The sequence below is a fragment of the Streptomyces venezuelae ATCC 10712 genome (assembly GCF_008639165.1).
GTDB lineage: Bacteria > Actinomycetota > Actinomycetes > Streptomycetales > Streptomycetaceae > Streptomyces > Streptomyces venezuelae.
The window spans coordinates 1,941,456-1,955,214 of record NZ_CP029197.1; the positions used below are offsets into that span (position 1 = coordinate 1,941,456).

General features: G+C 71.9%; 11 protein-coding genes. All 11 read right to left on the reverse strand.

The features are described 5' to 3' along the window. Nucleotides 1-7 precede the first annotated feature (7 nt). A complete protein-coding gene (gene pgeF, locus DEJ43_RS08595) occupies nt 8-736 on the reverse strand; it encodes a peptidoglycan editing factor PgeF (RefSeq protein WP_015032941.1) in 729 nt (242 codons plus the stop codon). Further along, nucleotides 733-1,947, reverse strand: a complete 1,215-nt coding sequence (gene ftsZ / locus DEJ43_RS08600) for a cell division protein FtsZ (RefSeq protein WP_015032942.1) — start codon at nt 1,945-1,947, stop codon at nt 733-735. The genes pgeF and ftsZ overlap by 4 nt, the downstream gene beginning before the upstream one ends. Nucleotides 1,948-2,225: 278 nt before the next feature. Further along, nucleotides 2,226-3,041, reverse strand: coding sequence for a cell division protein FtsQ/DivIB (locus tag DEJ43_RS08610; protein ID WP_015032943.1), 816 nt, complete (start codon nt 3,039-3,041; stop codon nt 2,226-2,228). A gap of 28 nt (nt 3,042-3,069) precedes the next feature. Further along, nucleotides 3,070-4,164, reverse strand: a complete 1,095-nt coding sequence (murG, locus tag DEJ43_RS08615; RefSeq protein ID WP_015032944.1) for an undecaprenyldiphospho-muramoylpentapeptide beta-N-acetylglucosaminyltransferase — start codon at nt 4,162-4,164, stop codon at nt 3,070-3,072. Between the two features lie 6 nt (nt 4,165-4,170). Next, a complete protein-coding gene (gene ftsW / locus DEJ43_RS08620) occupies nt 4,171-5,511 on the reverse strand; it encodes a putative lipid II flippase FtsW (RefSeq protein ID WP_015032945.1) in 1,341 nt (446 codons plus the stop codon). Nucleotides 5,512-5,567: 56 nt separating this feature from the next. Next, nucleotides 5,568-7,007, reverse strand: coding sequence for a UDP-N-acetylmuramoyl-L-alanine--D-glutamate ligase (gene murD / locus DEJ43_RS08625; RefSeq protein ID WP_041662269.1), 1,440 nt, complete (start codon nt 7,005-7,007; stop codon nt 5,568-5,570). Further along, entirely contained in the window at nt 6,989-8,059 is a 1,071-nt protein-coding gene (mraY, locus tag DEJ43_RS08630; protein ID WP_015032947.1) for a phospho-N-acetylmuramoyl-pentapeptide-transferase, read from the reverse strand. Before mraY ends, murD begins: the two co-directional genes overlap by 19 nt. Next, nucleotides 8,056-9,480 carry a UDP-N-acetylmuramoyl-tripeptide--D-alanyl-D-alanine ligase gene (locus DEJ43_RS08635; RefSeq protein ID WP_015032948.1) on the reverse strand — a complete coding sequence of 475 codons (1,425 nt, stop codon included), beginning with the start codon at nt 9,478-9,480 and terminating at the stop codon, nt 8,056-8,058. Before DEJ43_RS08635 ends, mraY begins: the two co-directional genes overlap by 4 nt. A gap of 4 nt (nt 9,481-9,484) precedes the next feature. Then, nucleotides 9,485-11,182: a UDP-N-acetylmuramoyl-L-alanyl-D-glutamate--2,6-diaminopimelate ligase gene (locus tag DEJ43_RS08640; protein WP_015032949.1), complete on the reverse strand. Its 1,698-nt coding sequence runs from the start codon at nt 11,180-11,182 to the stop codon at nt 9,485-9,487. Nucleotides 11,183-11,198: 16 nt separating this feature from the next. Next, a complete protein-coding gene (locus DEJ43_RS08645; RefSeq protein WP_041662270.1) occupies nt 11,199-13,181 on the reverse strand; it encodes a peptidoglycan D,D-transpeptidase FtsI family protein in 1,983 nt (660 codons plus the stop codon). Between the two features lie 7 nt (nt 13,182-13,188). Next, nucleotides 13,189-13,752 carry a cell division protein FtsL gene (ftsL, locus tag DEJ43_RS08650; RefSeq protein ID WP_051025855.1) on the reverse strand — a complete coding sequence of 188 codons (564 nt, stop codon included), beginning with the start codon at nt 13,750-13,752 and terminating at the stop codon, nt 13,189-13,191. Between the last annotated feature and the right edge of the window lie 7 nt (nt 13,753-13,759).

The following is a 13,759-nucleotide window of genomic DNA, read 5'->3' on the forward strand; positions in this document are numbered from 1 at the left end:
TCTCTTCTCAGTCCAACCAGACATATCCCGCGAGTCGCCCCGTGGTGCGATCGCGGCGGTACGAGTAGTGGTCGCGCGACTCCAGGGTGCAGACCCCGGCGTCCTCGACGTCCAGGACCCCGAGCCGCTCCAACTGCGCGCGCACTCCGGCGGCGACGTCGACGGCCGGGGTGCCCCAGGAGGTCTCCGCGTAGGCGGCGGGTTCGACGGCCGCGACCTCGGCGCGCATCGCCTCCGGCACCTCGTAGCACCGGCCGCAGACGGCGGGTCCGGTGCGGGCGACGATCCGGGCGGGGTCGGCGCCGAGCTTCACCATCGCCCCGACCGCGGCCGGGACGACTCCGGCGACCATGCCGGGCCGTCCCGCGTGGGCGGCCGAGGCGACCCTGGCGACGGGATCGGCGAGGAGCACCGGGACGCAGTCGGCGGTGAGGACCGCGAGGGCGAGTCCGGGCCGGGAGGTGGTGAGCGCGTCCACCGACGGGATCGCGTCGCTGCCCCACGGCCCGTCGACCTCGGCGACGTCCGCGCCGTGCACCTGGTTCATCCAGACCACCCGGGCCGGGTCGAGCCCGAGGGCCCCGGCGGCGCGCGAGCGGTTGGTCCGTACGGCTTCGGGGTCGTCCCCCACCGCGCCGCCGAGGTTGAGCTCCACGTACGGAACGGCGCTCACCCCGCCCCACCGGTCGGTGAAGGCGAAGTGCGCGCCGTTCGCGTCGAAGCGCTGTCCTATCACTTCAGGAAGTCCGGGACGTCCAGCTCTTCGGCCTGGCTGTCCGCGTACGGACGGGCCGGCGGGACGACCGGAGGGGCGGCCGGCAGCGGGGTCTCGTTGACCGCCGGCGCCGGCTCGGCCGGGGCCTGGGCCGGCTCGTCGCGCGGGGCGACGGTGCCGAGGCCGCCCAGCGGGCGGGAGGTCTCGACGTGGCGGGGGGCCGGGGCCGGCTCCTCGCGCTTGGCGGAGACCGAGCCGATGATGTTGTCCCGGCGGGCCGGCGGCTGGCCGCCGTCGAAGCCGGCCGCGATGACGGTGACCCGGACCTCGTCGCCGAGGGCGTCGTCGATGACGGCGCCGAAGATGATGTTGGCCTCGGGGTGGGCGGCCTCGCTGACCAGCTGCGCGGCCTCGTTGATCTCGAAGAGACCGAGGTCGCTGCCGCCGGAGATGGAGAGCAGGACGCCACGGGCGCCGTCGATGGAGGCCTCGAGGAGCGGCGAGGAGATCGCCATCTCCGCGGCCGCCACGGCGCGGTCGTCGCCGCGGGCGGAGCCGATGCCCATCAGGGCCGAACCGGCCTCGGACATGACCGACTTGACGTCGGCGAAGTCGAGGTTGATCAGGCCCGGGGTGGTGATGAGGTCGGTGATGCCCTGCACACCGCTCAGCAGCACCTGGTCGGCCGACTTGAAGGCGTCGAGCACGGAGACCTGGCGGTCCGAGATCGACAGGAGCCGGTCGTTGGGGATGACGATGAGGGTGTCGACCTCTTCGCGGAGCTCGGCGATGCCGTCCTCCGCCTGGTTGGCGCGACGGCGGCCCTCGAAGGTGAACGGCCGGGTGACCACACCGATCGTCAGGGCGCCGAGCGAGCGCGCGATGTTGGCGACGACGGGGGCGCCGCCGGTGCCGGTGCCGCCGCCTTCGCCGGCGGTGACGAAGACCATGTCGGCCCCCTTGAGGACCTCCTCGATCTCCTCACGGTGGTCCTCTGCCGCCTTGCGACCGACGGCCGGGTTCGCCCCGGCCCCGAGGCCGCGGGTGAGTTCACGGCCGACGTCGAGCTTGACGTCGGCGTCGCTCATCAACAGCGCTTGCGCGTCGGTGTTGATCGCGATGAACTCGACGCCCTTGAGACCGACCTCGATCATTCGGTTGATGGCATTGACACCACCGCCGCCGACACCGATGACCTTGATGACTGCGAGGTAGTTCTGCGGTGCTGCCACGTCGAAGGCCTCTCGCCTCGAGTTACGTGTCGTCGCCGCGCGTTGGTTCGCGCCGCTCCGACGGATGCCGATTGGGACGGTCCGAAACGCCGACCCAAACCCTAACGTTGAAGTTTAGGGTTACCAGTGTCTCTGTTCGCTGGACTCTTCCGAACAGGACACTAAGTCGACAAGTGGCGCACGTTCAACGAACACGCCGAACCTCCCGTTTTTCTTTTCACCCTATGTGATCACCCGTAGCGCTGGCCAACCAGGGTGCTGGCCAGGGGTGATACCCGTCAACTCCCGGACGAGGCGGGCGCCGTGGGGGCACTTACATCGAAGTGCCCCGCTTTGGGAGTGGCCTTCAGGAGCGCGGTGAGGACACGGGCCTTGACCGCGCCGTGTTCGCCGCTGCCCCAGAAGACGGTGCGCCCCCTGGTCAGCTCCAGAGTGACGGAGTCGTACGAGGTGATGCGCACGACACGAGTGTCCCGGGCGATTTCCGCCGGGAGTTCACCCCGGACGCCGACCGCCTCCTGGAGCAACCGGTCCGCGTCGAAGCGGCGCAGGCTCGGGGAGGAGGCACTGTCGAGGACGAGCCGGGGGACATTCCGGGGGGCGGTGTCGACGGTCGCGAACCGCATTCCGGTCGCGTCCACTTCGATGAACTTTCCGCCCTTTTCGATGAGAAGAACGGGCTTCCGTTCCGTCACTTTCAGCCCGATTCCGTGCGGCCAGGACCGGACGACGTCGACCGAGTCGACGCGCGGCAGTTCCTTCCGGATACGCGCCTCGATGGCGTCGGTGTCGACGGTGACGAGCGGCGCCCCCAGGGGCACGGCGGCCGCCGCCTCGACCTCACGGGGGGTCAGGACCGAGGTTCCGGAAGTCTTCACACGTTCCACACGGAACCAGGTCGAGCCGTAGAGCGCCCAGAGGCCGCCGGCCACGAGCAGCAGCACGCCGAGGGTGATGAGGAGCGCCCGGGTGCCGGGCATCCGGAACTTTCGGTTCCGGGTGCCCGGCCGGGACGGACCGTCCGACGAGCCCTTCGACGACCTCTTCGCCCCGCTCGCGCCGCTCTTCTCGGCGGTCGTCGGTCCGGCTGCCACCTGGCGCCTCCTGCCCTCAGCCGCCGCGCTACGCCTGTCGGCGGGCGGCGATCGCCTCGTACACCATGCCGACGAGCAGATCGTCGGCGTCCCGGCGGCCGAACTCGGCGGCGGCGCGGGACATCTCGTACAACCGGTGCGGATCGGCCAGTACGGGCAGGACGTTGCCCTGCACCCACTGCGGCGTCAGCTCCGCGTCGTCGACGAGGAGTCCACCGCCGGCCTTGACCACCGGCTGGGCGTTGAGCCGCTGTTCGCCGTTGCCGATGGGCAGCGGGACGTACGCGGCGGGCAGCCCGACGGCGGAGAGCTCGGCGACGGTCATCGCGCCCGCGCGGCAGAGCATCATGTCGGCCGCGGCGTACGCGAGATCCATCCGGTCCACGTACGGTACCGGCACGTAGGGCGGCATACCGGGCATGTTGTCGACGCGCGGCATTTCGTTCTTCGGGCCCACCGCGTGCAGGATCTGGATCCCGGAGCGCTGGAGCACCGGGGCGATCTGCTGGATGACCTCGTTGAGCCGCCGGGCGCCCTGCGAGCCGCCGGAGACGAGGAGGGTCGGCAGGTTCGGGTCGAGCCCGAAGGCCGCGCGCGCCTCGGGGCGCACCCGCGCCCGGTCGAGGGTCGCGATGGTGTGCCGCAGCGGGATGCCGATGTAGCGGGCGTTGCGGAGCTTGCTGTCCGGGGTGGCGACGGCGACCCCGGCCGCGTACCGGGAACCGATCTTGTTGGCGAGACCGGGCCGGGCGTTGGCCTCGTGGACCACGATCGGCACCCCGAGACGCTTGGCGGCGAGGTAACCCGGCAGCGCCACATAGCCGCCGAAGCCCACCACGCAGTCCGCCTTGGTGCGCTCCAGGATCTGCTCGGCGGCCTTGATGGTGCCGCGCAGCCGCCCGGGGACGGTGATCAGCTCGGGGGTGGGCTTGCGGGGCAGCGGTACGGCGGGGATGAGGGCCAGCTCGTAGCCCCGCTCGGGCACCAGCCGGGTCTCCAGACCCTTCTCCGTGCCGAGCGCCGTGATCCCCACGCTGGGGTCCTGCCTGCGCAGGGCGTCCGCGAGGGCCAGCGCGGGCTCGATGTGGCCGGCGGTCCCCCCGCCGGCGAGTACGACATGCACCGAAATTCACCGCTCTCCGGACGGGCGCTTCTTGACGCGCCGTCGCATCGACTTCCATCTCACCCCGGCCCGCTTGCCCCAGCCGGGGCGGCGCAGGGCCAGGGCCGCTTTCGCGGCGGGTTCCTGTCGCGCGAAGGCGATGAGGAGCCCGACGGCGAACATGGTCGGCAGCAGGGCCGACCCACCGTAGGAGAACAACGGGAGCGGGACCCCGGCGATCGGCAGCAGACCGAGCACCGCACCGATGTTGATCACGGCCTGAGCCGTGATCCAGGTGGTCACACCTCCCGCGGCGAACCTCACGAAGGGGTCCTCCGTGCCTCCGGCCACGCGGATACCCGCATAGCCTAGAGCCGCGAACAGGGCGAGTACCGACAGCGTCCCCGCGAGACCCAGTTCCTCACCGGTGACCGCGAAGATGAAGTCGGTGTGCGCCTCGGGCAGTTGGCCCCATTTCTCGACGCTCGCACCGAGTCCGGAACCGAACCATCCGCCCGAGGCCAGAGCATAGATTCCGTGCGCGGCCTGCAGACAGGGGGCTCCCTCCCCGCCGGGGTCGGTCGCGCCGATGCAGTCGAAGCGCTTCATCCGGTTGGCGCTCGTCTTGATCAGCAGGACGCCGATGGCACCGGCCACCGTGAGCACCCCGACGAAGAGCCGGGTGGGCGCTCCGGCGGTCCACAGCAGGCCGAAGAGGATCGCGGCGAGGATGATCGAGGTGCCCATGTCGCCGCCGAGCATGATGAGCCCGAGCAGCATGAAGGCGCCGGGTACCAGCGGCACCAGCATGTGCTTCCACTGCGTCAGCAGCCGCATGTCGTGCTTGCGGGCCAGCAGGTCGGCCCCCCACAGGATCAGCGCCAGTTTGCCGAACTCGCTGGGCTGGAGCTGGAAGGGGCCGCCGAGGGAGATCCAGTTCTGGTTGCCGTTGACCGCGTGCCCTATCCCGGGGATCTGCACGAGCACCATCAGGAAGACCGCGCCGACCAGGATCGGGTAGGCGAGGGCCCGGTGCAGTTTCACCGGCATCCGGGAGGCGACCAGGAGCAGTCCGGTGCCGAGCAGGGCGGCGAAGAACTGCTTCCGGAAGAAGTAGGAGGGCACCAGGTCGTAGCGGAGTGCCGTGATCATCGACGCGGAGTAGACCATCACGAGGCCGAGGGCGGTGATGAGCATGCCCGCGCCGATGATCACGTAATACGCCGTGAGCGGCCGGTCCCAGGCCTTCCGCGCCCGCTCGTGGAGCCGTCGTACGCCTCCGCCGCGCGTCCGCCGCGGGGTCGCGGGGGTCCGCCCTCCGCCGCGTACGGCGGAGGGCCCGCGTGTCCCTGCGATCTTGCTCGGCATGGTCGCTGCCCCCTCCTGGTCGTGCCCGGTCCGGCCGGACCCTCCCACTGGTCGGGTCAGGCGTCCCCGGTGGCGGCGAGGGCGCGGACCGCGTCCGCGAAGGCCTCGCCCCGCTTGTTGTAGTTGGTGAACATGTCCATCGAGGCGCAGGCCGGGGCCAGCAGGACCGTGTCCCCCGCCCGGGCGAGCCGGGCCGCCTCGCGGACCGCCTCGGACATCGCCCCAGTGTCGGTCCGGTCGAGGTCCACCACCGGTACCTCCGGGGCGTGTCGCGCCAGGGCTTCGCGGATCAGGGCGCGGTCGGCACCGATCAGGACGGCCCCGCGCAAGCGCTTCGCCGACTTCTCCACCAGTTCGTCGAAGGTCGCGCCCTTGGCGAGTCCGCCGGCGATCCAGACGATCGGGTCGTAGGCCGCCAACGAGGCTTCCGCGGCGTGGGTGTTGGTGGCCTTGGAGTCGTCGACGTACGTGACTCCCTGGACCTCCTCGACCAGTTCGATGCGGTGGGGGTCGGGCCGGAAGGCCTTGAGTCCGTCCCGTACGGCCTTCGCCTCGACGCCGAAGGCGCGCGCGAGGGCGGCGGCGGCGAGGGCGTTGGCGATGTTGTGCGGGGCCGGGGGCTGGACGTCGGAGACCTCGGCGAGCTCCTGCGCGCTCTTCTGCCGGTCGGGCACGAAGGCCCGGTCGACGAGGAGGTCCTCGACGACACCGAGTTCGGACGGGCCGGGGGTGCCGAGGGTGAAGCCGATGGCACGGCAGCCCTCCTCGACGTCGGCCTCACGGACCAGGTCCTCGGTGACCTTGTCGGCCACGTTGTAGACGCAGGCGACCTGGTTGCCCTGGTAGATCCGGCCCTTGTCGGCGGCGTACGCCTCCATGGAGCCGTGCCAGTCGAGGTGGTCGGGCGCCAGGTTGAGCACGGCGGCCGAGTGGACGCGGACGGACGGCGCCCAGTGCAGCTGGTAGCTGGAGAGTTCGACGGCCAGCACGTCGTACGTCTCCTCGCCGAGGACGGCGTCGAGGAGCGAGACGCCGATGTTCCCGACGGCGGCGGTCCGCAGGCCGGCCGCCTCCAGGATCGAGGCGAGCATCCGTACGGTGGTGGTCTTGCCGTTGGTGCCGGTGACCGCGAGCCAAGGGGCGGCGTCGGGGCCCCTGAGCCGCCAGGCGAGTTCGACGTCGCCCCAGATCTCCACGCCCGCCTCGGCGGCGGCCGTGAAGAGCGGCTTGTCCGGCCGCCAGCCGGGGGTGGTGACGATCAGCTCGGTGCCGGCCGGCAGGGTCGCCCCGTCGCCGAGGCGGACGGTGATGCCCTCCGCCTCCAGTTCGGCCGCCTGGGCCCGGGAGCGCTCGTCGTCGCCGTCGTTGACGACGGTCACGAGGGCGCCCAGGCCGTGCAGGACGCGGGCGGCCGGGATGCCGGACACCCCGAGCCCCGCGACGGTGACCCTCTTGCCGTTCCAGTCGAGCTGTTCTGTCACTTCTCCGATGCCCATCCCGCGTAGAAGAGGCCCAGGCCCACGATCACGCACATGCCCTGGATGATCCAGAACCGGACGACGACCAGGACCTCCGACCACCCCTTGAGTTCGAAGTGGTGCTGGAGCGGTGCCATCCGGAAGACGCGCTTGCCGGTCATCTTGAACGAGCCGACCTGGATGACCACGGACATCGTGATCAGCACGAACAGGCCGCCGAGCAGGGCCAGCAGCAGCTCCGTACGGGAGCAGATGGCGAGACCGGCGAGGGCGCCGCCGAGGGCGAGCGAGCCGGTGTCACCCATGAAGATCTTGGCGGGTGAGGTGTTCCACCACAGGAAGCCGAAGCAGGAGCCCATCAGCGCGGAGGCGACGACGGCGAGGTCGAGCGGGTCGCGCACCTCGAAGCAGGCGTTGGGGTTGGTCAGGGTCATGGCGTTCGCACAGGACTCCTGGAACTGCCAGAGCCCGATGAAGGTGTACGCGCCGAAGACCATCACCGAGGCGCCGGTGGCGAGGCCGTCCAGACCGTCCGTCAGGTTCACGCCGTTGGACATGGCCAGGATCATGAAGAGCGCCCAGACCACGAAGAGCACCGGGCCGATGGCCCAGCCGAAGTCCGTGATGAACGAGAGCTTCTCGGACGCCGGGGTGAGACCGCGCGCGTCGGAGAACTGGAGCGCGAGCACCGCGAACGCGATGCCGACGATCAGCTGGCCGGCCATCTTCGCCTTGGCCCGCAGACCGAGCGAACGCTGCTTGACGATCTTGATGTAGTCGTCGAGGAAGCCGACGAGGCCCATGCCGGCCATCAGGAACAGCACCAGGACGCCCGAGTACGTCGGGTCCTCACCGGTGATGACCTTCGCCAGGGCGTACGCGATGAGCGTGGCCAGGATGAAGGAGATGCCGCCCATGGTGGGCGTGCCCTTCTTCCCCGCGTGGCCGCGCGGGCCGTCGTCGCGGATGAACTGCCCGTAGCCCTTGCGGGCGAGGAGCTTGATCAGCAGCGGCGTGCCGATCAGGGTCAGGAAGAGCCCGATGGCCCCGGCGAAGAGGATCTGCCTCATCGGACGGTGACCTCGCCCTCGGTGTCGAGGAGGGCCAGGGCGACCTGTTCGAGACCGACCGACCTGGAAGCCTTCACAAGGACGACGTCCCCCGGGCGCAGCTCACTGCGCAACAGGTCGACAGCCGCCTGCGCGTCGGACACGTGCACCGACTCCTCACCCCACGAACCCTCGTTATATGCGCCCAGTTGCAGCCAGGACGCTTCCCTGTCCCCGACCGCGACGAGCTTGCTGACGTTGAGCCGGACGGCGAGCCGTCCGACCGCGTCGTGCTCGACGAGCGATGCGTCACCGAGCTCGGCCATCTTGCCGAGCACCGCCCACGTACGAGCCCCTCGGGCCTGTGCGGCCCTGCCCATGGCCGCGAGCGCGCGCAGGGCGGCTCGCATGGACTCGGGGTTCGCGTTGTAGGCGTCGTTGACGATCGTCACGCCGTCCGGACGCTCGGTGACCTCCATGCGCCAGCGCGACAGGGTGCCCGCTTCGGAGAGCGCGGTGGCGATCTCTTCGACGGGCATGCCCAGCTCGTGCGCGACGGCGGCCGCTGCGAGCGCGTTCGACACGTGGTGCTCACCGTACAGGCGCAAGGTCACGTCGCTGCACCCGGTGGGTGTGTGAAGCCTGAAAGAAGGCTGTCCGTTCTCTGTGAGGCGGACGTTCTCGGCCCGTACGGCCGCTTCGTCCGCTTCGCCGAAGAGGGTCACGCGGGCCTTGGTGCGGCTCGCCATCGCGCGGACGAGCGGGTCGTCGGCGTTGAGGACGGCGACGCCGCCGTCCTCGGCCGCCGGCAGCGCCTCGACGAGCTCGCCCTTGGCCTCGGCGATCTGCTCCCGGCCGCCGAACTCGCCGATGTGGGCGGTGCCCACGTTCAGGACGAGGCCGATCCGGGGCGGGGTGAGGCCGGTGAGGTAACGGATGTGCCCGATGCCGCGGGCGCCCATCTCCAGGACCAGGTGCCGGGTCTCGTCGCTCGCGCGGAGCGCCGTGAGCGGCAGGCCGATCTCGTTGTTGAGCGAGCCGGGCGTCCACACGGTGGGCGCGTGCCGGTCGAGGACCTGGGCGATCAGGTCCTTGGTGGAGGTCTTACCGGCCGAGCCGGTGAGGGCGACGACATCGGTGCCGAGCCGTTCGACGACGGCTCGGGCGAGGGCCCCGAGCGCCGTCTGGACGTCGTCGACGACGAGCGCGGGGACGCCGACCGGGCGGGCGGCGAGCACGGCCACCGCACCGGCGGCGACGGCGCGTTCCGCGTAGTCGTGGCCGTCGACGTGCTCACCGGCGAAGGCCGCGAAGAGGCTGCCGGCCCGCACTTCGCGGGAGTCGATGACGACGGGGCCGGTGATCCGGGCGGCCGGATCCGGTATGTCGTGCGCCTGCCCGCCGACGATTTCGGCGATCTCGGCGAGGGAGAGGGCGATCACTGCTTCATCCCTGACTGTTCTGGGGGCTGTCGGTTCCGCTCGGCGCGGAGGCCTGGGTGGGCGAGCGGTCGGCGATGGCCTCGCGCAGGACCTGGCGGTCGTCGAAGGGGCGTACCACTCCGGCGATCTCCTGGCCCTGTTCGTGGCCCTTGCCCGCGACCAGGACGGTGTCTCCCGGCCGGGCGCGGGCCACGGCCGCGGCGATCGCCGCGGCCCGGTCGGCGAGCACGAGCACCTCGCCGCGTTCCTCCGCGGGCACCTCCGCGGCGCCCGCGAGCATGGCGGTGAGGATCGTGAGCGGGTCCTCGGAGCGGGGGTTGTCTGAGGTCAGGACGGCGGTGTCGGCGAGCCGGGCGGCGGCGGCGCCCATCGGGCCGCGCTTGGTGGTGTCCCGGTCGCCGCCGCAGCCGATGACCACGTGCAGCCGGCCCTCGGTGACCTCGCGCAGGGAGCGCAGGACCGATTCGACGGCGTCCGTCTTGTGCGCGTAGTCGACGACGGCGAGGTACGGCTGGCCCGCCTCGACGCGCTCCAGGCGGCCCGGTACGCCGGGGACGGCGGCGACGCCCTCGGCGGCGGCCTTCGGGTCGAGGCCCGCGGCGGCGAGGGTGGCGATGGCGGCGAGGGTGTTGGCGACGTTGAACGGGCCGGGCAGCGGGGCGGTGGCGGAGATCCGCTCGCCTCCGGGGCCGACGGCGGTGAACGTCGAGTCGTGGGAGCCGAGGACGAGGTCCTCGGCGCGCCAGTCGGCGTCGGCGCGGCCCTCGGCGGAGAAGGTGAGGACCGGGACGGTCGCCTCCCCGACGAGCCTGCGGCCGTACGCGTCGTCGAGGTTGACCACGCCCAGGCGGCTGCGCTCGGGCGTGAAGAGCCCGGCCTTGGCCTGGAAGTAGTCCTCCATGTCGGAGTGGAACTCCATGTGCTCCGGGCTGAGGTTGTTGAAGACGGCGACGTCGAAGACGCAGCCGTCGACCCGGCCGAGCACGAGGGCGTGGCTGGAGACCTCCATGGCGACGGCGTCGACGCCCCGCTCGCGCATGACGGCGAAGAGCGCCTGGAGGTCGGTGGCCTCGGGGGTGGTCCGCTCGGACTTGATGCGTTCGTCGCCGATCCGCATCTCGACGGTGCCGACCAGGCCGGTGTGGTGTCCGGTGCCGCGCAGTCCGCCTTCGACGAGGTAGGCGGTGGTGGTCTTGCCGGAGGTGCCGGTGATGCCGATCTGGAGGAGGTCGGCGCCGGGCCGCCCGTAGATCTCGGCGGCGAGTTCGCCCATCCGGCCGCGCGGGTTCTCGACGACCAGGACGGGCAGGCCGGTGGCGGCGGCGCGCTCGGCGCCCGTCGGGTCGGTGAGGATCGCGGCGGCGCCGAGTCCGGCGGCCTGGGCGACGAAGTCGGCGCCGTGTGCGCGGGCGCCGGGCAGGGCCGCGTACACGTCGCCGGGGCGCACGGCCCGGGAGTCGTGGGTGATGCCCGAGATCTCGGTGGGCCGCGGGGCGTCGGGGACGTCGACCCCCAGCTGCGCGGCCAGGTCGCCCAGGGGTGTCGGGCGGGCCTGCTCCGGGCGGGGCGGGGCGGTTCGGTACTGATCAGCGTGTGGCACGGCGGTGAGCGTACCGGGCGCACCCTGTGGGGGGCCAAAAGAGCCGGGGGCCTCGCCGGAGTTCGATTTCCGGTTCCCGGAATGGGGGGTGATCGTTGTCACTGGTGCTCCCGGAGAGTCACGGGGTGGGTTCGAAGGTGACCGGCAGTCGGGCGGGCTGGCTGCCCGTGGGGGCGACGTGGAGGGTCTTGAGGGCGAACTCCATGACCTTCTTGTAGATGGGTCCGCAGAGCTGGCCGCCGAAGTAGCTGCCCTTGGTGGGGTTCTGGATGGCGCAGTAGACGGTGATCTGCGGGTCGTCGGCGGGGGCGAAGCCGGCGAAGGAGGCGGTGTAGCCCTTGTAGCGGCCGAGTTCGGGGTCGACGCGGTTGGCGGTGCCGGTCTTCCCGGCGACGCGGTAGCCGGGGATGGCGGCCTTGTTGCCGGTGCCCTCCCGGTCGTCGACGACGGACTCCAGCATCTGGGCGAGGGTCTTGGCGGTCTTCTCGCTGACGACCCGGGACTCCTGGGGCTTGGCGGCGGGGGTGAAGCGCCCGTCGGGGCCCTTGGTGCCGCGGACCAGGGTCGGCTCGACGCGTACGCCTCCGTTGGCGATGGTCGAGTACACGGAGGCGGCCTGCATGGCGCTCACCGAGAGGCCTTGGCCGAAGGGGATCGTGTACTGCTGCGAGGTCGACCAGTCCTCCGGCTTGGCCAGGATGCCGGGGGTCTCGCCGGGGTAGTCCAGGCCGGTGGGGCTGCCCATGCCGAACTTGCGCAGGTAGGAGTGGAGCACCTTGTTCGACTCGGCCTGGGTGGCGCCGAGCTGCCCGGTGGCGAGGATGGTGCCGATGTTGCTGGACTTGGCGAGGACGCCGTTGAGCGTCAGGTACCAGGTCTCGTGGTCGACGTCGTCCTTGAAGAGCCGGTCGCCGCGGTGGAGCCGGTTGGGGACGGTGACGTGGGTGTCGGGGGTCGCCTTGCCCTCCTCCAGGACGGCGGCCATGGACATGACCTTGCTGGTGGAGCCGGGCTCGTAGGCGTCCTGGAGGGCGGCGTTGCCCATGGCGGCGGCGTTGGCGGCGGAGAGGTCGTTGGGGTCGAAGCCGGGGGCGTTGGCCATGGCGAGGACCTCGCCGGTCCGGGTGTTCTGCACGACGACGTAGCCCCGGTCGGCCTTGGACTTCGTCACCTGCTCGGTGATGGCCTGCTGGGCGGCCCACTGGATGTCCCGGTCGATGGTCAGCTCGATGTCGGAGCCGGGGACGGCGGGGGTGCCCTGGGAGCCGGCGGTGGGCACCTGGCGGCCGCCGGACTGGGTGAAGCGGATCTTGCCGTCCTGGCCGGCGAGCTCCCCGTCGAGCATGGACTCCACGCCGCCGGCGCCCTTGCCCTCGGCGTTGACGTAGCCCAGTATCCCGGCGGCGAGCTCGCCGTTCGGGTACACGCGCTTGGTGCTGGGCTCGCTGAGGATGCCGCCGAGGAGGTTGACGCCGTTGCCGCCGGCGGAGGGCTGGGCCTTCTGCCCGTAGACCCGCCGGAGGTCCTTGATCTGGTTCCAGACCTGCGGGGTCTGCTTGCGGGCCAGCAGGGTGTAGCGGGACTTGGGGGTGCGGAGCTTCTTCGCGAGCTCCGCGGGCTCCTTGCCGAGGAGCGGGGCGAGGAGGGCGGCGGCCTGCTCGGGCGCGTCGGGGACCTTGGCCTCCTCGGGCGTGAAGAGCTTCGGGTCGGCGGTGATGTCGTACGCGTCGACGCTGGCGGCCAGGGCGATGCCGTTGCGGTCGGTGATCTCGCCCCGCTCGGCGGAGAGCGTGTACTCCTGGAAGCGGTACTTGTCGGCCTTGGCCGCGTACGCGCTGGCGTCGACGGCCTGGACCTGGAGCAGCCGCACCACGAAGGCGAGCATGACCAGGGTCAGCCCGAGGGAGACCAGCCGCAGCCGGGGCCGCGGGCTGCCGAGCTTGATGGTCCGGGGCCGGCGGGCCGGCGGCCGGGGCGGGGTCCGCCGCGCGGCCGGCCGGGGCGCGGGGCGGGACGGGCGGGCGCCGGCGGAGGCGGGCCGGGGGCGCGCGGGCCGGGCGGGTCCGGGAACGCGGCGGCGCGGGGGCTCCTTGGGGGGCACTGCTCAGTCACCTGCCGGAAGTGGTGGGAGAGGTGGCGGGTGCCGGACCCCGCCCTGCGGGGCCGGACCCGGTGGGGCCCGAGGTGCTGGGACGCCCGCCGGGGGGGCCGGCGTCCGCCTCGGCCGGATCGGTGTTCGTCCCCGGCGTTCCCGTGGTGGCGCCGGTCCGCGTGGCGCCGGTGGCCGCGGGGGCGCCGGTGCTCGGCGGCGCCGACGTGGGCTTCGCCGGCTTCGAGGGCGTCGGGGACGGCTTCGGGGCCTCCGCCCTGGACGGCCGGCCGAGCACCTTGCCGTCCGGGCCGAGGAAGGCCGGGCTGCCGCCCGGGACCATGCCGAGCTCACGGGCCCGCCGCTCCAGGGCGTCGGGGGCCGCGTAGTCGTCGACGTCCCGCTGGAGCGCCTGCTCCTCGTCGGTGAGCTCGGTGGTCCTGTCCTTGAGCTCGTTGAGCTGGAAGGAACCCTGGTTGAGGGCCGAGTTCAGCAGGAGCAGGCTGATCAGGCCGCCGCCGAGGAGGACGACGACCAGCAGGACGAAGGGGGTGCGGGCGGCCGAGCTGGGCCCGGACGGCATGAGCCGT